Annotated in this window: 21 protein-coding genes and 1 pseudogene; 11 read left to right on the top strand and 11 right to left on the bottom strand. The window is 69.0% G+C overall.

The genetic code is table 11. From position 1 onward, the window contains the following. A complete protein-coding gene (locus ACFFC4_RS14495; protein ID WP_375502069.1) occupies positions 1–792 on the bottom strand; it encodes a polyprenol monophosphomannose synthase in 792 nt (263 codons plus the stop codon). A gap of 100 nt (positions 793–892) precedes the next feature. Continuing rightward, positions 893–1,762, bottom strand: coding sequence for a ZIP family metal transporter (locus tag ACFFC4_RS14490; RefSeq protein ID WP_375502067.1), 870 nt, complete (start codon positions 1,760–1,762; stop codon positions 893–895). Between the two features lie 68 nt (positions 1,763–1,830). Here ACFFC4_RS14490 and ACFFC4_RS14485 point away from each other — a divergent pair, with 68 nt between their 5' ends. From ACFFC4_RS14485 to ACFFC4_RS14455, 7 genes are all read left to right on the top strand, one after another. Then, complete coding sequence (locus tag ACFFC4_RS14485; protein ID WP_375502065.1) at positions 1,831–2,340, top strand: hypothetical protein; 510 nt, start codon at positions 1,831–1,833, stop codon at positions 2,338–2,340. A gap of 196 nt (positions 2,341–2,536) precedes the next feature. After that, positions 2,537–3,046, top strand: coding sequence for a GNAT family N-acetyltransferase (locus ACFFC4_RS14480; protein ID WP_375502063.1), 510 nt, complete (start codon positions 2,537–2,539; stop codon positions 3,044–3,046). Positions 3,047–3,342: 296 nt separating this feature from the next. Further along, the gene (locus ACFFC4_RS14475; RefSeq protein WP_375502061.1) at positions 3,343–3,960 is read left to right on the top strand and encodes a hypothetical protein; all 618 of its coding nucleotides are present in this window, start codon (positions 3,343–3,345) and stop codon (positions 3,958–3,960) included. Between the two features lie 128 nt (positions 3,961–4,088). After that, positions 4,089–4,277, top strand: a complete 189-nt coding sequence (locus tag ACFFC4_RS14470) for a hypothetical protein (protein ID WP_375502059.1) — start codon at positions 4,089–4,091, stop codon at positions 4,275–4,277. Between the two features lie 70 nt (positions 4,278–4,347). Then, positions 4,348–5,511: a S8 family serine peptidase gene (locus tag ACFFC4_RS14465; protein WP_375502057.1), complete on the top strand. Its 1,164-nt coding sequence runs from the start codon at positions 4,348–4,350 to the stop codon at positions 5,509–5,511. Between the two features lie 45 nt (positions 5,512–5,556). Further along, positions 5,557–6,123, top strand: a complete 567-nt coding sequence (locus ACFFC4_RS14460; protein WP_375502055.1) for a YdeI/OmpD-associated family protein — start codon at positions 5,557–5,559, stop codon at positions 6,121–6,123. Positions 6,124–6,132: 9 nt separating this feature from the next. Further along, positions 6,133–7,410, top strand: coding sequence for a pyridoxal phosphate-dependent decarboxylase family protein (locus ACFFC4_RS14455; RefSeq protein WP_375502053.1), 1,278 nt, complete (start codon positions 6,133–6,135; stop codon positions 7,408–7,410). Here ACFFC4_RS14455 and ACFFC4_RS14450 read toward each other — a convergent pair. The 4 genes from ACFFC4_RS14450 to ACFFC4_RS14435 are packed head-to-tail and all read right to left on the bottom strand — an operon-like array spanning position 7,365 to position 11,259. Continuing rightward, a complete protein-coding gene (locus ACFFC4_RS14450) occupies positions 7,365–8,489 on the bottom strand; it encodes an LLM class flavin-dependent oxidoreductase (RefSeq protein WP_375502051.1) in 1,125 nt (374 codons plus the stop codon). The genes ACFFC4_RS14455 and ACFFC4_RS14450 overlap by 46 nt on opposite strands. A gap of 3 nt (positions 8,490–8,492) precedes the next feature. After that, complete coding sequence (locus tag ACFFC4_RS14445) at positions 8,493–9,341, bottom strand: ABC transporter permease (RefSeq protein WP_375502049.1); 849 nt, start codon at positions 9,339–9,341, stop codon at positions 8,493–8,495. After that, positions 9,338–10,147 (bottom strand): ABC transporter ATP-binding protein, encoded by an 810-nt coding sequence (locus ACFFC4_RS14440; protein ID WP_375502047.1) that lies wholly within the window; start codon positions 10,145–10,147, stop codon positions 9,338–9,340. The genes ACFFC4_RS14445 and ACFFC4_RS14440 overlap by 4 nt, the downstream gene beginning before the upstream one ends. Beyond that, the gene (locus ACFFC4_RS14435; RefSeq protein WP_375502045.1) at positions 10,144–11,259 is read right to left on the bottom strand and encodes an ABC transporter substrate-binding protein; all 1,116 of its coding nucleotides are present in this window, start codon (positions 11,257–11,259) and stop codon (positions 10,144–10,146) included. The genes ACFFC4_RS14440 and ACFFC4_RS14435 overlap by 4 nt, the downstream gene beginning before the upstream one ends. A gap of 207 nt (positions 11,260–11,466) precedes the next feature. Between ACFFC4_RS14435 and ACFFC4_RS14430 the strand changes: the two genes are divergently transcribed. Continuing rightward, entirely contained in the window at positions 11,467–12,357 is an 891-nt protein-coding gene (locus ACFFC4_RS14430) for a TauD/TfdA dioxygenase family protein (RefSeq protein ID WP_375502043.1), read from the top strand. On the opposite strand, the gene ACFFC4_RS14425 is transcribed toward ACFFC4_RS14430, so the two are convergent. Continuing rightward, positions 12,354–12,602 (bottom strand): hypothetical protein, encoded by a 249-nt coding sequence (locus ACFFC4_RS14425; protein WP_375502041.1) that lies wholly within the window; start codon positions 12,600–12,602, stop codon positions 12,354–12,356. The two genes, ACFFC4_RS14430 and ACFFC4_RS14425, sit on opposite strands and share 4 nt — an antisense overlap. A 50-nt stretch (positions 12,603–12,652) precedes the next feature. On the opposite strand from ACFFC4_RS14425, the gene ACFFC4_RS14420 reads away from it, so the two are divergent. The 3 genes and pseudogenes from ACFFC4_RS14420 to ACFFC4_RS14410 all read left to right on the top strand — a co-directional run bounded on the left by ACFFC4_RS14420 (position 12,653) and on the right by ACFFC4_RS14410 (position 14,116). Then, positions 12,653–13,453: a hypothetical protein gene (locus tag ACFFC4_RS14420; RefSeq protein WP_375502039.1), complete on the top strand. Its 801-nt coding sequence runs from the start codon at positions 12,653–12,655 to the stop codon at positions 13,451–13,453. Positions 13,454–13,689: 236 nt separating this feature from the next. Beyond that, positions 13,690–13,848, top strand: a pseudogene (locus tag ACFFC4_RS14415) (ketopantoate reductase C-terminal domain-containing protein); the annotation flags it as partial. A 52-nt stretch (positions 13,849–13,900) separates the two neighbouring features. Then, complete coding sequence (locus tag ACFFC4_RS14410) at positions 13,901–14,116, top strand: DUF4440 domain-containing protein (RefSeq protein WP_375502038.1); 216 nt, start codon at positions 13,901–13,903, stop codon at positions 14,114–14,116. A gap of 259 nt (positions 14,117–14,375) precedes the next feature. On the opposite strand, the gene ACFFC4_RS14405 is transcribed toward ACFFC4_RS14410, so the two are convergent. The 4 genes from ACFFC4_RS14405 to ACFFC4_RS14390 form a co-directional block, all read right to left on the bottom strand. Continuing rightward, positions 14,376–15,008, bottom strand: coding sequence for an SGNH/GDSL hydrolase family protein (locus ACFFC4_RS14405; RefSeq protein WP_375502036.1), 633 nt, complete (start codon positions 15,006–15,008; stop codon positions 14,376–14,378). Beyond that, on the bottom strand, positions 15,005–15,337 hold the full coding sequence (locus tag ACFFC4_RS14400; protein WP_375502034.1) for a Rieske (2Fe-2S) protein: 333 nt from the start codon (positions 15,335–15,337) through the stop codon (positions 15,005–15,007). The genes ACFFC4_RS14405 and ACFFC4_RS14400 overlap by 4 nt, the downstream gene beginning before the upstream one ends. A 44-nt stretch (positions 15,338–15,381) precedes the next feature. Further along, positions 15,382–16,056, bottom strand: coding sequence for a hypothetical protein (locus ACFFC4_RS14395; RefSeq protein WP_375502032.1), 675 nt, complete (start codon positions 16,054–16,056; stop codon positions 15,382–15,384). Positions 16,057–16,163: 107 nt separating this feature from the next. Then, complete coding sequence (locus ACFFC4_RS14390) at positions 16,164–17,030, bottom strand: DNA polymerase beta superfamily protein (protein ID WP_375502030.1); 867 nt, start codon at positions 17,028–17,030, stop codon at positions 16,164–16,166. Positions 17,031–17,087 lie beyond the last annotated feature (57 nt).

Here is a 17,087-nt window from a genome sequence, read left to right as displayed (position 1 = left end):
TCAGCGGCTCCCGGTGAGCGCCTCGACGGCAGGCCGGGCGGGCACCGCCGTGACTACGGGTACGCCCCGACGGCGCAACCGCCACGGCAACACCGCGGCCTCACGCTGGACGGCGAAGGTCATCTTCGATCGGCCGTGCGAACGGTCTGCGAAGCGGATCGGCAGCTCCTCCACCACGAGGCCCAGGCGCCGGCACCGGAAGGCCAGCTCGATCTGGAAGGCGTAACCCTGAGCGTCGCAGGACGGCAGGTCGACGGCGCGCAACGCCTCGGCCCGCCACGCCTTGAAGCCGGACGTCACGTCGCGCACCCCCAGGTGCAGCATGTGGTCGACGTAGGAGTTCGCCGCCCGCGACAGGGCGCGTCGATGCCACGGCCATTCCCGGGCGGTCGAGCCGCCGGCGACGTAGCGGGATCCGACAACGACATCGGCCGGCCCGTCGTTCAGCGCGGCAAGCATGAGCGGGACGGTCTCGACCGGGTGCGAGAGGTCCGCGTCCAACTGGATCACCGTGGTGGCGCCGTGGGCGAGCGCGTTGCTCATCCCCGCGACGTAGGCCCGCCCTAGCCCGTTCTTGACGGCCCGGTGCAGGACCTGTACCCGATGACCGCTCGAGCGCGCCAGGTCGTCGGCGAGCTCACCGGTGCCGTCGGGCGATCCATCGTCGACGACGAGAACGCGAAGATCCGGCACCGGCAGCGCGAGCAGCCGCTCGAGCACGATCGGGAGATTGGCCCGCTCGTTGTAGGTGGGGACGACAACCCTGGTGTGGCCATGCTCTGCGGCGATCATGCGGTGCGCTCCGTTCGGCGGTTACGCCGACCATGCCGCGGGCCTCATGTAGCGAGGATGTATTGCACAGCCGTAGCGCGGGCCGTGCAGAGCAGCGCGGTCACGCGCCGCCGGCGGACACCACGGCGTCGGTGATGAAGCCGGCCAGGATGCCGAGCAGCAGTCCGTAGGCAACGAGATCGGGGCGCTTTGCGCGGGCGGCGACCCCAAGGAGCTGGGCAATCACGTAGACGATGGATCCCGCGGCCAGGGTGAGGAACACGACGCTGACCGGCGTGGAGGTGAAGTTGTGCCCGACCGCGGTGCCGATGAACGTCGGGCCGCCGCCGATGGCCGCCATGGCCAGCAGGAATCCCCAGCTCGGCCGCGTGTCGACGCCGTCGATGTCCTCGTCCGCGGCCAGTGGGGCCACGATCCCGAAGCCTTCTGTGGCGTTGTGCAGGGCGAATCCGATCACGAGCACGGTGGCCAGGGCGATGGCATTGCTGGCGGCCGCCTGTCCGATGGCCAGTCCCTCGGCGAAGTTGTGCAGTCCGATGCCGACCGCGATCAGCAGAGACAGCCGGCGCGCGGGCGACCACGTGCTGACCCCGCGCGTGCGAACCGGGCGCTCGGTGACGGCCATTGCTCCGGGACCGCCGTGTCCGGCCCGGGAGGCGCGGGCCATGTAGCGGTCATAGGCGACCAGCCCGAGCAGCCCGACCGCGAGGCCGACCGCGAACAGGGTGCCGTAGCCGAACACCGGAGCCAGCGTCCCCGTGTCGTCGTGGACCGCCCCGAGGGCCGCGTCGATCGGCTCCCACGCCGCGGCGAGCACGTCCCAGAACAGGAACATCAGCACGCCGACCGCGGTGGCGTTCAAGAACACCCGTAGGCCCGGCGCCGGCCGGCGCATCCGGCCGACAGGCAGGCCGATCACGATCGTGATCCCAGCGATGAACCCCAGCACCAGGGTTGTCAACAAGCTCATGCCGACAGACTGCCATGTTAGGAAGCCTGCCCTCACCTGGCCGGCGGATCGCGTAGACCCCGCGCGCGATGGATGCCACGCCGGACCGGCCCGGTGCGCTGCCCGACAGCGGCCACCACGGGTCGCTGCGTCACGGGATGCGATGCAACCTCGCGACCCCCGCGCTGCGGCGGATCACGGTGTGGGCTGCGCTCTACAACCTGGGCCAATGCGTCATTCAGCCGCTGCTGCTCATCGCGCTGCTGCAGCGGACCCCGCTGTCCGCCGCCTCGTATGGGGCCGTCATGAGTACGCGGTCGCGTTCGCTGTCTTCGGGGCCTTACTGCTCGCACCGTCTGCCCGGGCCCTTTGGCGGGCCTCTAGGGCTCTCGCTATCCGGCTTTGGTGCGACAGCGGCCTACGCGGTCATCGGCGTCGGCGTTGCGCTGGGTGGACCGTCAGGTCTGGCCGTGGCGATCGTCGGGTTCATCCTTGACGAGTTCTGCTCAGGCGTGGCGCTAGTCCGTGTGCAGACCTTCCGCGCCAGGTCTATCCCTCAGGCCGACCGTGCTTCGCGACGGCTTCCTACCGGGCGCTGAACACCGCGATCGTCCCGATCGGATTCGGGCTCGGCGGGGCCATTGGTGTTCTCGTGTCCCCAAGCCCCGTCGTACGGGCCGTCGGGCTCGCGATGCTCGGGCCCGCGCTGGTCATGCTGCACCCGTCGGTCAGGAACGCCGCCGGCTAAGCCCTTCAGCCGTCGGCCTACGCTCTACGTATGTCTGACCGTCGTCGATGAGCGACCTGACTGCGGCTCCTCTCGCCGGCCCAACTCTGGATCTCGAACCGCTGCGAGTGGAGCATGCCGAGGAGTTGGCACCGCTGCTGGCCGATCCGGCCTTGCACGAGTTCATCGGCGGGGAACCGGAGACCTTGGCGGGGCTGCGCGCGCGCTACATCAGGCAGGCCGTGGGCCGGTCCCCGGACGGTGCGCAGCGCTGGTTGAACTGGGTAATGCGTGTGAGAGCCGACCGGGCTCCGGTCGGCACAGTGCAGGCCACGGTCACCGATGACGGCCTCAGGGCGGTGGCCGAGGTCGCCTGGGTCGTCGCATCAGCTCACCAGAGCAAGGGGCACGCCAAAGAGGGGGCAGCGACCGTCGCGTCATGGCTGCGCGGACAAGCCGCGGTCACGATCGTGGCCCACATACATCCCTCGCACGTCGCGTCGCAGGGCGTCGCCCGAGCGATCGGGCTGGCGCCGACCGACACCCTCGTCGATGGCGAGCTGCGCTGGGAAGGCTGAGGCTGGCCCCTTGCTACGACGTTATCTGGCCCCACTCAGCACTCTCCCGGACGAGCGACTCGTTCCCGCAGACCGATCCGCCTACGGGCAGGACGGCGGCGGACGCCATGCGGCCGGCCACATAGCGCTGCGAAAATCGCGCCACTTGCTGCTGCGAGTCACACTCAATCCCTTACCCAGCAACGGTTTCAGCGATTTCCGGTCACGGTAAATCACCGCATTCGCTCGCTGCGCAGCAACCCCTGGCGCTGCAGTCGGGTGCGCATCAGGCGGGGCTAGCCAAGCTCGAAGACCCGGTGGCCCGCGAGCGTCTGAACCTTCTCGACGCGCAGGCGGGTGGTGTGCTGCAGTTGGTTGCGCGAGGCCAAGCCGTCGGGGTGTTGTGGGTTTACTCCGAGGCGCCATGGACGGCACAACAGTTTGGCATCGCGAAGGACGTCGCCGCCCGCGCCGCGTTGTTGCTGGACAACTCGCTGGCCTATGCGAGGGCCTGCGCCGCGAGCGCTGACGCGGAGGTCGCTCGGGCCGAGGCTGATGCGAGCCGGCAGCGGCTTGCGCTTCTGGTGGAGGTCAGCGAGGCGTTGGCCAGCGCGCGCGAGGCAGACGACGCGATGGCCCGACTCGCCCGCCTGGTCGTCCCGCGGTTGGGAGACTGGAGCTTGGTCACGATCGTTGACGACGAGCGCGGGCTGCGCGACGTCGCGGTCGCGCATCGTGACCCGTCACGAACCACCGAGGTCGCCTCCTACGCCGATCGACGTGTGCTGATGATGACACCGGACACCCCGCTGGCAGTCGCGCTGCGCACTGGCGAGCCCTATGTAGTCGCGGAAGCCGACGAGACCGATATCCGAGCGCAGCAACCGGACCCTCATATGGCCCGGCTTCGCAAAGCCTCGACCCGCACGGGGTAGCAGTCATCCCGCTTGTTGCCGGCGGGTCGACGTTTGGTGCGCTGACCCTGGTCACGACCCGCGAGCGGGGCGGCCACACGCCCGACGAGCTTTCTGCCGCTCTGGAGGTCGCACAACGCGCCGGCCCCGTGCTGGCCAACGCCCAGACTGCCCAGCGCTCGCGAAGGCTCGCCGAGTCCATCCAGCGCAACCTGCTCACCATGCGTCCTGCGCGAGCCGGCCTGGAGATCTGCGCCCGATATCGACCGGCGCAGATCGACAGCGAGCTCGGCCGCGGAACTACCGTGACCGTCGAGCTGGCGCGCTCCCGGAAATAGTTGACTAGGAAGTATCTTCCTAGTGTAATATCCCCGTTAGGTGCCTTAGGCGCCGTTACCGGGGGTAATCGTGCGCCGCTCTTCGTTCATCAGGGTCCTGCTCGTTTCGGTGCTCGTGCTTGTGCTGGACTCGGCCGGCGCGGCGGGAGCGACACCGGCGCAGCGATCGCGGTTGGCCTTGGACACGGTCTGCAACGTGGCACCGGCGGGTTATGCCACCTGCGACGCGCAGGTTGTGGTGGGCGCCGTTGCCACACCAGCGTCGACCACAGCCGGAAAGCCGCGCGGTCTGACTCCTGCTGACATCCGCTCGGCGTACGCGCTTTCCGCAACCGCCGGCCGCGGCAGGACGGTCGCCGTCATCAGTGCCTACGACAACCCGGCTGCGGCCGCCAACCTCGCCGTCTACCGCAGGACCTTCGGCTTGCCGGCCTGCACGATTGCGAACGGCTGCTTGCGCAAGGTGAGCCAATCGGGTGGGTCGCGCATGCCGGTTGCGAATGCCGCGTGGGCAAGCGAGACCGATCTCGATCTCGACATGGTGTCCGCGGCCTGTGCCTCCTGCAGGATCCTGCTCGTCCAGGCGACAACCTCGTCGATGGTCAACCTGGCCACCGCCGTGAACTACGCCGCGACGCAGCAGGTGTCGGCCATCAGCAACAGCTACAGCAGCAGTGACACCTCCCAGAGCGCCGCCTACGACCATCCCGGCATCGCCATCACGGCATCGACCGGCGACAACGGCCATTCCGCGAACGCCCCGGCCACCTACCGGACCGTGATCGCGGTCGGCGGCACCAGCCTGAAGAGAGCGAACAATGCGCGCGGCTGGACGGAAACGGCCTGGGCGGGGTCCGGCAGCGGTTGCTCGACCAAGAACGCAAAGCCGCAGTGGCAGACGACCGCCTCCTCCTGCCCGGGCAAGGCGGTCGCTGATGTCGCCGCAGTCGCGGACCCCCGTACCGGAGTGGCCACCTACCAGGGCAAGTCCGGCTGGCAGGTCTTCGGTGGCACCAGTGCTGCAACACCGATCATCGCCGGCGTCTACGCCCTGTCTGGCAATACGAAGGGCTACCCGGGGTCCTACACCTGGGCCCACCAGGGCGGTTTGAACGACATCACGTCGGGCAGCACCGGCACATGCTCCGGTTACCCCAGCCGTTGGTGCACGGCCCGGCCGGGCTGGGACGGGCCGACCGGCCTCGGCAGCCCCAGGGGCACCAGCAGCTTCTGAGATGTGCCCCTGACTGTCGAGTCGAGTCGTGGGAACATTCGTGCCGTGACGCAGAGAATCGCCCAGACGCAACGTACTGCGCAGGCGGTCGAGTTCACGACCGTCCTGGAAACGATTGGTTCCTCGACGATTGCGCGCCTGCCGCAGGCCGCCAGCGCCTGCCTGCCGTCGCGCGGCCAGGTGGCCGTCCGGGGTTCGGTGGCGGGCCACGACTTCCGCACGGTGCTCGAGCCCGACGGCGCGCGGGGCCACTGGCTGCGGGTCGACGAGCAACTGCAGCACAGCGCTGGCATCGGGATTGGCGACCACGTCGCCTTCGCCATCGAGGTGGTGCGGGACTGGCCGGAGCCAGACGTGCCCGGCGATCTGGCAGCGGCCCTTTCGCAGGCGTCTGCCACTATCCAGACGATGTGGACCGACATCACGCCGATGGCGCGCTGGGAATGGGTGCGGTGGGTGAACGCGACCGCGAACCCAGCGACCCGTCGGCGCCGGGTCGAGGTGACGATCTCGAAAATGACGAACGGCAAACGACGGCCCTGCTGCTTCGACCTGTCCGCGTGCACCGACCCGACGGTGTCCAAGAGCGGCAAGCTGCTCGGTTCGGCCTGAGGGGGCATCGTGTCGGACCAATCCGGGATGCTGCCAACACTGGGCAGCGAGCCGTCCGAGGTGCTCGCGCAGCTGCGGCGCAACCGCCACGACGACGCGCCCTGGCGCGAGGGCCGCATCTTCAGTCTGATCTTCCATCCTGACGATCCGGAGCTCGAGCGACTGCTCGAGGCGACCAGCCAGGAGTACCTGGCCGAGAACGCGTTGAACCCGCGTCGCTTCCCCAGCCTGGCGCGACTGGAGTCGGAGACCACGGACATGGTGGCCGATCTGCTGCACGGGTCGGCCGGCGCCGGTGGTTTGACGAGCGGCGGCACGGAATCGATCTTCGTCGCCGTCTCGGTGGCGCGCACAGTCGCCCGGGAGCGGGGCATCGCCAACCCGGAGATCGTCACGGCGGTGACTGCACATCCTGCGTTTGCCAAGGCGTGTCACCTGCTGGGTGTGCGGCAGACCCGGGTCGCGGTCGGTCCGGACAAGCGACTCGACATCGCCGAGCTGCGGGCCGCCATCGGCCCGGACACCGCGATGGTCGTGGCCAGCGCCCCGTGTTACCCGTACGGCGTCGTCGACCCGGTCGAAGCCGTTGCCGCCGCCGGGACCGAAACCGGGGTGCTGTGTCACGTCGACGCCTGCCTGGGCGGGCTGATCCTGCCGTTCTGGGAGCAGCTCGGCGAACCGGTCCCCGCGTGGGACTTCCGGGTCGCCGGCGTCACCAGCATCAGCGCCGACATCCACAAATACGGCTACAGCTTCAAGGGCGCCTCGGTGATCCTGTTCCGCGATCAGGAGCTGGCCGCGAAGCGGGTGTGGTTCGACGACGGCGTGTGGGGTGGCGGCCTGTACGGCACCGCGACGCCTGCTGGCACCCGGCCCGCGCCGCCCATCGCCGGCGCCTGGGCCTCGCTGCGCTACCACGGTCGAGACGGGTTCCTCCGCAAGGCCGAGGCCACCCGCACCGCCACCCGGACGCTGATCGCCGGCATCGAGAGCATCGCCGGCCTTCGGCTGACGACCCGGCCCGACGGACCGGTACTGCAGTTCACCAGCGATGACCTCGACCTCAGCGCAGTGGCTGACGTGCTGGAGGACCGCCGGTGGTGGCTGAACCGTCAACCGAGCGGGCTGCACGTGATGCTGTCGCCGTATCACGTCCACGTCGTCGACGAGCTGGTCGACGAAGTGCGCTTGGCGGTGGAGCAGGTCCGCGCCGGCCGGGTCAGTGAGGGCCGCAGCGCGGCTTACGCAGGCGCACCGACTGCGGGAGAACCCACCACGCCGCGCTGACGCAGCAAGCGGCCGGCGCCCTCGCCGAACCAGTACGCCTCCTCCAGGTGCGGCTGCCCTGACAGGATCGCGTGGTCGATGCCAAGGACGTGGTACTCCTCAAGCCGCTCGGCGACCTCTTCATGGCTGCCGACCACCGCGGTGCCGGCGCCGCCGCGGACAAGCCCGTACCCGGCCCAGAGGTTCGGGTAGATCTCGAGCTCGGCGCGGCTGCCGGCGTGCAGCGTCTGCATCCGGCGCTGGCCGACGGAGTCCATGGCGGCGAGCTGCTGCTGCACCTCGGCGATCCGCGCCGGGTCGAGATCGTCGACCATGCGTTGCGCTTCGTCCCAGGCCTGCTTGGACGTGTCGCGGCCGAGCACATGCAGCCGGATCCCGAAGCTCAGCGTGCGTCCGGCCGCGGCGGCCTTCTCGCGCATCCGGTCGAGGCGCGTCTTGATCTGCGGCGGCGTCTCGCCCCAGGCCAGGTAGACGTCGACGTGTTCGGCCGCGACGTCCTCGGCCGCCGGGCTCGCGCCACCGAAGAACAACGGCGGCAAACCCCACTCGCTCACAGCCGCGGTGGCACCTTCGACCTCGAAGTGCTTGCCGACGAAGTCGAACGGCGTGCCACGGCTGGCGCCGCGCAACACCTGCAGGAACTCTGCGGTGCGCGCGTAACGCTCGTCGTGGGCCAGGAAGTCACCGAAGCGCCGTTGCTCGATCGGGTCGCCGCCGGTGACCACGTTGAGCAGCAGCCGGCCGCCGCTGATCCGCTGAAATGTCTGCGCCTGCTGCGCGGCGAGAGTTGGGCTGATGAATCCGGGTCGAAAAGCGACCAGGAATTTCAGCCGGTCGGTCACCTGCGACAACGCCGCCGTAGTGAGCCAGGCGTCCTCGCACCAACTGCCGGTAGGCGTCAAGACGGCCTCGAAGCCCAGCTGCTCGGCCGAGCGGGCGATCTGGGCGAGGTACTCGATGTCCGGCGCCCGTTCGACGGCGTACTTCTCCCCCACGCCGCCGGGCCCGGCGCGACCGGAGCCGACGATGCCCCGGCCGTCGCCGTTGGTCGGCAGGTACCAGTGCAGATGCAGCGTCATGCGTTACCGGCTCGTCGGATCGGTGCGCCGGTGCAGGAGACGCAGCAGGCTGTCGAAGAAGATCCCGATGATGCCGATGGCCACGATGCCGCTGAGCAACAGCGACATCTGCAGGTTCTGGCCGGCTTGGTTGATCAGGTAACCCAGACCACTGGTGCTGGCGATGAGCTCAGCCGCCACGACGCTTGTCCACGCGCCACCCATGGCCAGGCGCATCCCGGTGATGATCGTCGGCAGCGCGGCACGAAGACGGACCGTCAGCAGTGACCACAGCGGCGACGCGCCCAGGGAGCGACTGGCCTGCACCAGCTCTGGCGGGACGGCGTCAAGCGCCGTCACCGTGGCGATGGTGAGGATCGGGGTGACCCCGATGCCGATCAACGTGATCTTCGGGGCGTCGTTGATTCCCTGCCAGACGATGAGCAGCGGCAGGAAGGCCAGCGGCGGCAGCGGGCGCAGGAACTCGATGATCGGGTCGACCATGAACCGCACGACGCGCACCGAGGCCATGGTCCCGCCGAGCGCGACGCCGATGACCACGCCGATGGCCCAGCCCGACACGATGCGACGCGTGCTCGTCAAGGCATGCCCGACGAGGGTGTGACCGCCGACCGGCGGGTACTTGTGGAACAGGTAGTGCCAGAAGGTCTTCGCCGTGGCCGGCACCGTAGGCAGGATCGCCGGGTCATTCTTGATCTTCGCTGCGATCTCCCAGATCACGAGGAACAGCACCAGGCCGACCAGGCCGAACCCGAGGCGGGCGAACGAGAACGTGCGCCGCTGCCGCTGCTCCTCGAACGCCAGCGCGTCCTTGTCCGCAAGGAACTGGGGAGCAACCCCTGTCTCGCTCATCGTGCAGCCTCCGTGTCTTCCAGCGCCTCGCGGATCTGCCGCTTGATGCGCACGAACTCCAGCGTCTCGGTGCTCTCGATCGTGCGCGGCCGCGGCAGGTCGACGTCCAACAGCAGGCGAGCCCGCCCGGGGCTGCCGGTCATGACGCACACCCGGTCACCGAGCAACGCAGCCTCCTCGACGTCGTGCGTGACGAACACGATCGTGACGCGTTCGCGTTGCCACAGCTCGAGCAGGAACTTCTGCATGGCCACCCGGGTGATCGCGTCGAGTGCACCGAACGGCTCGTCCATGAGCAGCAGCTTCGGCTTGTTGATCAGCACCCGGGCGAACGCGGCCCGGTGGCGCATACCGCCGGACAGCTCGTGCGGGTAGGAGTGCACCGCCTTGCCGAGACCGACCGTGTCGAGCAGCTCTAGGGCACGCTCGCGGGTCTCCTTGCCGCTCTCGTGGCGCGCGCGTGGGCCGTACAGCACGTTGTCCAACGCAGTGAGCCACGGGAACAGCATCGGCGTCTGGAACAGCACGCCCCGGTCGGCACCCGGGCCCCGTACCGGCGACCCGTCGACCAGCACCTCTCCGCCATCGGCCTCGGAGAAGCCGGCCAGCAGATCGAGCAGGGTCGACTTGCCACACCCCGACGGGCCGAGCAGGCACAGGAACTCGCCCTCACGGACGGTGAGGTCGAACCCGTCGAGGGCCAGGCGCCCCGCCGATCGGCGGGAGCGCCCGGCGAACTGCTTGCGGACACCCTTGATCTCGACGGCGGCCGGTGCCTGGCTCGGCGCCTCGAAAACGGACGTCACTTGCCGCAGCCGTCCTTGACCGCCTGCTGGACGTAGCTCGGGTCGATGTGCGAACCGATCTGCGCCGCGGTCGGGACGGTCGTGACCCGGCCCTGGTCCTTCAGGAACTGGCCGGTCAGGACGTAGGACTGCGCGAGCTTGCTGGTCGAGGCGTCCGAGGACGTGCCGAACCAGGTCAGCTGGTCCTGCGTCGAGACGAACGGCAGACCCTTCGTCGCCGCGATGGCCACCGCCGGTGTCGCGCCGACCAACTTGGAGCCGTTGGTGATGTAGGTGTCCGCGTCGGGACCGACGGCCTTCGCCTGAGCGTTCAGCATCTGGCAGACCAGGTTCTGCACAACAGGCTTGTGCTTGCTCGCGTAGGCGTCAGTAACCACCAGGACGTTGAGCGAGGCAATCCCAAGTTTGGCAATCTGCTGCGCGGTGACCACGCTGCGGTTCGACTTGTTCTTCAACAGGTCCTGCGCCTGGGCGACCTCGACGTATCCGGCGTCGATGCGGCCGGACTTGTAGGCGGCCTCGATGGCCTGCTCGCTCGGGAAACCGACCACCTTGGTCTTGCTGGCCAGACCCTCCTTGGCCAGCCAGCCACGGATCTCGAAGTCCTCGGACGAGCCCTGCAGCGCACCGACCGTCTTACCGGCCAGGTCGCTGTTCTGCTTGATCTTGGAGCCGACGATGAGCTCGGCAGCGTCGTAGTACTCGGCGAAGATCACCTTGAGCTTGGTGTCATTGGCGATCGCGCCGGTGACCGGCGGGTTGCCGACGCCGGAGGCGAAGGGGAACGCCCCACCGCGCAGCGAGGCCAGGCCGGTCACGCCCGAGTCGATCGGCGTCAGCTTGATCTCCGCCCCGACCTTGTCGGCAAGGTCCTTGTTGCCCTTCACCAGGACCTCGGAACCGATCGTCGCGCTCTGGAAGAACCCGATTCCGATCGTCGACGAGCTCCCGCCGGAACCGGAACCGGAACCCGAGGTGCCCGACCCCGAACCAGAAGCCGAGCCGGAACCAGACCCGGACGAGCCGCACGCGGCCAGCAGGGCGGCCGCGGCCACGATGAGCGACGTGAGTGCCGTAGTTCTTCCAACGGCGGACAGTCGGTTGTGCTTCACGCAGAAATCTCCTCATTCGGAACCGCAGTGCGCGGAACGCCGGGTAATCCGCATCAGCGCGCTGAGCGGGGTAGGTCGGGGTAGGTCGGGGTAGTGCCGCGGATCGTCAGCGACAGCAGTGGAACGCAGTGCGCCCTACGGCTCCCATGATCGTCACTAGCCTATAATCTCGGTAGACAATGATGAAGTCAACTCGTGAGGTGTGACATGACCGCCGTACAGATTGCCCCCACCGCGTCAGATCCGACATTCGAGACGCACGTCGAACGACTGCTGCCCACCTTCGCCGCGCGCGTCCACGACGTCGACCTGCGCGAGGTCGCGGCCGCCGGTGAGGGCGCCGGGCTGCGCGCGCTGCTCGCCCGACACAAGGTGCTGTTCTTCTCCGACCAGGCGATCGACATCGACGCGCAGGTCGCGCTGGGACTGGCGATGGGTGAGTTGACCGTGTCGCACCCGGTGGTTGCCGGCGCGACCAATGATCACCCCGAGGTCTACGCGCTCGACAGCTACGACGGCGGACGCTCGGACATCTGGCACACTGACGTCACGTTCATGCCACGTCCTCCGATGGCTTCGATCCTGCGGGCGGTCAAGCTCCCGGACGTCGGCGGCAACACCAACTGGGTCGACCTCGAAGCGGCCTATGAGTCACTCACCCCCACCGTCCGCGAACTCGCCGACCAGCTCGAGGCCGAGCACGACGGCAGCCGCGAGTTCGCCGAGTACCTCGAGAAGCGACGCGGTGGCGAGGGCAACGATTGGGACGGCGAGAAGGTCCGTCAGCTCGTGCCGGTACGTCAGCCAGTGGTGCGCGTCCACCCAGAGACCGGGCGCCGCTCGTTGTTCGTGAACCCGGGCTTCACCACCCGCATCCTCGACGTCAGCGACGCCGAGAGCCGGGGCTTGCTGGACATCTTCTTCGCCCACCTCACCAAGCCCGAGCACCTCGTACGCCACCGGTGGAGCGCCGGTGACGTGGTCATGTGGGACAATCGCAGCACCGCGCACTACGCAGACTTCAATTACGGCGACGTGCAACGGGTGATGCACCGCGTCACGCTGCGCGGCGACATCCCCGTCGGACCGCGCTCCTAGGCGGTCGGTTCGACGAGATCGACGCCGGTGACGCGGGCCGGGTCGATCGGGACTCCGGAATTCGGGTCGCCGGCGGTAGCGGTGCCGCTGAGCAGGACCGGTGCATGCATCGCCCTGGCGTGCTCGATCTCGGTCTCGAGGGCCTGATGCGCGGTCTCGGCGTCGCCGGGACTGTAGTCGTGCAGCGTGATCCGAACCGGTTCCTCGTCCTCGCGGTAGTTCACCTGCAGCACATAGTCACTCATGCTCTCACTGTGCCCGCGGACTGCATCGCGCTAGCGCATACTTCTCGGTCATGGAGCGCTGTCGACTCATCGTTGCCGTCGTTACCGGCATTGCTGCCGCCGCGTTGACCGCCTGCTCGTCGACCACGTCGGGTACCCCGACCGGATCCGGCGCGGGCGGTGGGGGCCGCGCGGCGCCCAGCGGCGCGATCACCACCCCCGAGGGTCTTGCCTCGACGTTGCGAGAAGGGCTCAGCTCGACGAAGTCGGCGCACATCACGTTGCGCATCAGCACTGGCGGTCAGGTGATCACCGGTGTCGGCGACGAGACGCTCGCCGCGGGCAAGCTGGTCGGCCTGGATCTCACCGAGACCATCCCCGGCGCAGGCACCCTGCGGCTGATCCAGCTGGACGGCAAGACATACGCAAAGTTGCCGGCCCGTCTGAACAGGTCGACGAAGCCGTGGGTCCTCGTCAGCACCGACAGCAGCGATCCGACGATCAGGGGTCTTGCGCAGAGCCTGCAGTCCTCGCAGTCAACGGCGGTCGACAGCGCCGGCATCTTCGCGCAAGCCGCGCAGTCGATCACCAATCGGGGCTCGACGACCGTCAACGGGATCAAGACGACGCACTACTACGTCGTGGTCGGCGTAGCCAAGCTGCCCACCAACTACGCAGGTCGCAGCGCGCTGGTGCAGGCCGGCATCAGCACGCTGCCGATCGACCTGTACGTCGACAGCGCCGGGCGCCCCGTCCAGGTCACCGAGCAGTTGACCGTTGCCGGCAAGGCCGTCTCGACCAGCTTCGGGGTCACCAGGTACAACCAGCCGGTCACCATCACCGCGCCGCCCGCCAGTCAGGTGGGCTCCTGACAATGGCGTCGTGAAGGTCGGCATCGTCGGACCCGGGGCCATCGGCGGTTGGCTCGGGACCCGGCTGGGGGCATCGGGCGCGGCCGAGGTCAGCGCCCTGGCGCGCTGAGCGACGTTCGCGGCATTGCAGGCGCACGGCTGGCGGCTGCACAGCGCCGGCGACTTGGTGCGGTCACCAGCCCGGGCTGCCGAGGTGGCGGCGGACCTAGGCGAGCAGGACGTCGTGTTGGGGCAACATGACCATGAACCCGGTGTCGGACCTCACCGGCGCCACGCTCGACCAGGTGCTCGCTGACCCCCTCGTCCGTGACCTGTGCTCGGCGATCATGCGCGAGGCGGCCGCGATCGGGGCTCGGTTGGGCCGCCCGATCACCGAGTCACCCGAGGACCGACACGCAGTCACCGCCCCTCTTGACGCGACCTCCACCCGTAAGACGAAGGGACGTCATGACCACCACCGAAGAGGTCCTCGACCTCGAGCAGCGACGGGTGGCGGCCACCAACGCCGCCGACGCCGACGCGCTCGGCGAGATTCTGGCCGACGACTACGTGCACGTCGGCGGCACCGGCAACGTCATGGATAAGCCGGCCTACACCACGTGGGTGGGTGAGCTGCGCCGCGAGCATCGACGCGCGAACCCTGCGCGTCGCCGACAAGGGTGACGTGGCGCTGATCGTCGGTGACCTCGAGAACCACCTGCACCGCAAGCACGACGGACGCGGGCAGATCGACTCGTTCCAGATCACCCAGAAACGGGACCATCTCTGAGATCTGCGTTGACCGGGACACGTACGGCCCGCTCAACAACGGGTGCGCCGAGCGGGCCGCACGTCCCGACAGCCAGCGTTTTGACCGCCAATGTCGTTGTCCCCCGACCCCCGGGGCCAGGTAACGAAGCCACGTTGAGCGCGCTCTGGCGGGTCAGGCTGAGTGGCGTCGCCCGTCGACGACGTCATTCGCAGCGGCCTGCACGGCCGGCAGCAGCGCCTCGGCGATCACCGCGTAGCCCGCACTCGACGGGTGGAACCGGTCGGCCGAGAACAGCCGCACGTCGGCTGCGAAGGCGTCGCGCAGCGCGTCCTCGACGACGGCGACCCGGGCGCCCTCCCGCACCGCTGCGCGGGTCTGTGCTCGGCGCAATGAGGCGCTGACCGAGCGGGCGAGGTCGCGGAACTGCGGTGGGACCAGCGGGACTGCGCTGAGGTCCGGTGCAGGGGCAACGACGACGCGTACCCCGTGTGCACGCAGGGTGCGCACCGCTGCTGCCAGGCGCTCTGCGGCCTGGTCCACCGGCACGAGGTGGGTGACGTCGTTGGCGCCGATGATGATCACGGCGAGGTCGAGCTGCGTGGTTGTCGCAGCCCGCACCTGGCCGGCGAGCGCTGCGCTACGCGCTCCGGGCACGGCGTGCACCGTGAATGCGATGGGAGTGCCCGCGTCGCCGAGCGCAGCGGCGAGTCGCGCGCCGACGGTGTCCGCCGACCGAGCCGCACCCTGTCCGTAGGCGATGGAATCCCCGAGCACGGCCAGCGACAGCGGCCGCGCGGCGGTCACTGCACGTCGATCCGGTCGCCGTGTCGGCGCACCTGACCGACGCGCAGGGGCACGACACGGCCGAAAGCCTTGACCAGCTGCGTGTACCCCGGCGTGGGTCCGTGCCACCCGAGCATTCCGCGCGGCCCGCTGACCATCCGCCCGTCTGTGACGTCGTAGCGCGACTGGTGCCAGGGGCACACCAGGCACCCCTCGGCGTCGACGTGACCGTTGCTGAGGTCGGCGAATTGGTGTCGGCAGCGGCGGGACACCGCGAAGTCGGCGCCGTTGGAACGACCCACGACCCAACCGCGAATACGCTGCAACGCGGCGTTCGGAGCTGCGGTCATGACCGGGGTGTCCCCGCGCGTCCGGCCCGACAAACGGGGTGGCGTCACTTGACGGGCACGAGCGCGGGCAGCGGCAACTTGGCGTTCAGTTCCTGGACCTGACGGAGGGTCTGCTGCGCGACGGTCAGAAGTTGCCGCTGCAGCGCCTCCGACCGGCGCAATGTGGCGAGCGTGTTCGTTGCCACCGACAGCGCGGCCTGTCCGGTCGCAAGCGTCTGCTGCGCAAGGGTCAGGGTGCTGCGGGCAAGGGATACACCGGCTGAGACGCTGCGGGCGATGGCGGTGGTGTCGCCCTGAAGCTGCTGCAGGCTGCCCAACGAGGCGAGCACCCGACGCACGGTGGTCGCGGTGTTCGTGGTCTGGGTGAGCAGGGCGGTGGTGTTCGCCGTCGTCGTGCGGGCCAACCGTTGGGAACTCTGCGCGATCAGCAGTCCCTGGCGAGCCACAGCCAGCGACGTCTGGGTGCTGCGTAGCAGGGCCGTCGTCTCGGCCAGCGTCCGGCGGGTGGTCGTCAGGCTGGCGTGCGTGGTCACGTTGGTGCCGTGCACGTCGTCGCGCACATGCGCCAGGTCGTCCCGCGCGCCGCGAGCCGGACCGAAGATCAACGCACAGGCGCCGACGAGGACGATGGCCACCAGGATCGCGGCCAACCCGAACCGGTGACGCTTGGTCGCCTGTTCCACTCGGCGCACCTGCGCGCTGCTGACCATTGCCACCATTCGGGACTGCCCCTCGTCGAACGCCGTGTTGTGCCGTGGTTCGACATCCGAGAAGTCCTACCCGTGCGCACTCCGCTGTGGCCTGGATGTGCTGGGGGACACGGGATTCAGCTCCCGGCGCGCCAGTACTCGAGGTGGGCTCGGTGCAGCCATTCGTCGACCCAGCGACGGTCCGGTTGCTCAGGCACGGATGACGCGACAGCCAGCGCACTCAGCCGCGCGGCGGCATCGTCGATGGCAGCCACGACCTCGGGCAGCGCGACCTCGCCCCGCCGGATCGAGCGCAGGTAGCCGAGGTCCGGTTCCGGGATCGGCAGGGTGATCCGTCCCGTACTCAGCAGCTCGATGCCCTGCACCCCGAGGCGCAACGCGTGCATCGCGTACTTCGTGTCGTAGCCGTGGACGGCCACCAGCTCGGGACGGTTCGTGTGCGCACCGGATTCACCCGTCATGGCCGCCCGTTGTGATCGCAGGTAACCGAGGAAGCGCTCGCCGGCCAGGCGCGAGACGAACCGATCGGCGTGCGCGACTAGTTCGGCGCCGGCAGCCGTGCGGATCATCACCTCCTCGTCCGGGACGAACAGCGGCAGCAGCACGGTCGGGTTGCCGGACAGTGCAAGTCGGCACCACTTCCGGGCCGCGTAGATGATGACGTCCAGATCACCCGCGCCGGACCGGTTGGCCACACCGCCGGGCTCGTCCCAGACCGTGTGCCGCTCGTACTGCTCGAACGCGACTGTGTAGGTCTCCGCGCCGGTGCCGGCTGGCACCCGGGCCAGCCCGGTGACGAACTCCGGCGGCTCAAGACAGATCCCCATCTCGTCGCGGTCGTCCTGACCGGTGACGGACGTGCCGTGCACGCCCGAGCCGACCTGCACCCGCAGGATCGTCCCCCGCTCGGCGATGGCCCGGGCCTGCTCGGACGCGTGCGGGTGCGCGAACCCCGGCGGCAGGCTCGGGTCGCCCTGGATCACCCGGACCCCTTGATCAACAGCGTCGAACTGTCGTCTGCCGACGTTTTGGCGCTGTTG

The sequence above is a fragment of the uncultured Jatrophihabitans sp. genome (assembly GCF_964244045.1).
Taxonomy (GTDB): domain Bacteria; phylum Actinomycetota; class Actinomycetes; order Mycobacteriales; family Jatrophihabitantaceae; genus Jatrophihabitans.
This window is presented reverse-complemented; position numbering and strand designations above follow the sequence as displayed.

What these genes read in the sequence shown, in the direction of transcription:
- ACFFC4_RS14450 (WP_375502051.1), bottom strand. Translation starts at nt 8,489, where the DNA reads ATGACGCTGCATCTGCACTGGTACCTGCCGACCAACGGCGACGGCCGG.
- ACFFC4_RS14485 (WP_375502065.1), top strand. Translation starts at nt 1,831, where the DNA reads ATGGATGCCACGCCGGACCGGCCCGGTGCGCTGCCCGACAGCGGCCAC.
- ACFFC4_RS14420 (WP_375502039.1), top strand. Translation starts at nt 12,653, where the DNA reads ATGGAGCGCTGTCGACTCATCGTTGCCGTCGTTACCGGCATTGCTGCC.
- ACFFC4_RS14395 (WP_375502032.1), bottom strand. Translation starts at nt 16,056, where the DNA reads ATGGTGGCAATGGTCAGCAGCGCGCAGGTGCGCCGAGTGGAACAGGCG.
- ACFFC4_RS14430 (WP_375502043.1), top strand. Translation starts at nt 11,467, where the DNA reads ATGACCGCCGTACAGATTGCCCCCACCGCGTCAGATCCGACATTCGAG.
- ACFFC4_RS14480 (WP_375502063.1), top strand. Translation starts at nt 2,537, where the DNA reads ATGAGCGACCTGACTGCGGCTCCTCTCGCCGGCCCAACTCTGGATCTC.
- ACFFC4_RS14495 (WP_375502069.1), bottom strand. Translation starts at nt 792, where the DNA reads ATGATCGCCGCAGAGCATGGCCACACCAGGGTTGTCGTCCCCACCTAC.
- ACFFC4_RS14410 (WP_375502038.1), top strand. Translation starts at nt 13,901, where the DNA reads ATGACCACCACCGAAGAGGTCCTCGACCTCGAGCAGCGACGGGTGGCG.
- ACFFC4_RS14425 (WP_375502041.1), bottom strand. Translation starts at nt 12,602, where the DNA reads ATGAGTGACTATGTGCTGCAGGTGAACTACCGCGAGGACGAGGAACCG.
- ACFFC4_RS14400 (WP_375502034.1), bottom strand. Translation starts at nt 15,337, where the DNA reads ATGACCGCAGCTCCGAACGCCGCGTTGCAGCGTATTCGCGGTTGGGTC.
- ACFFC4_RS14445 (WP_375502049.1), bottom strand. Translation starts at nt 9,341, where the DNA reads ATGAGCGAGACAGGGGTTGCTCCCCAGTTCCTTGCGGACAAGGACGCG.
- ACFFC4_RS14490 (WP_375502067.1), bottom strand. Translation starts at nt 1,762, where the DNA reads ATGAGCTTGTTGACAACCCTGGTGCTGGGGTTCATCGCTGGGATCACG.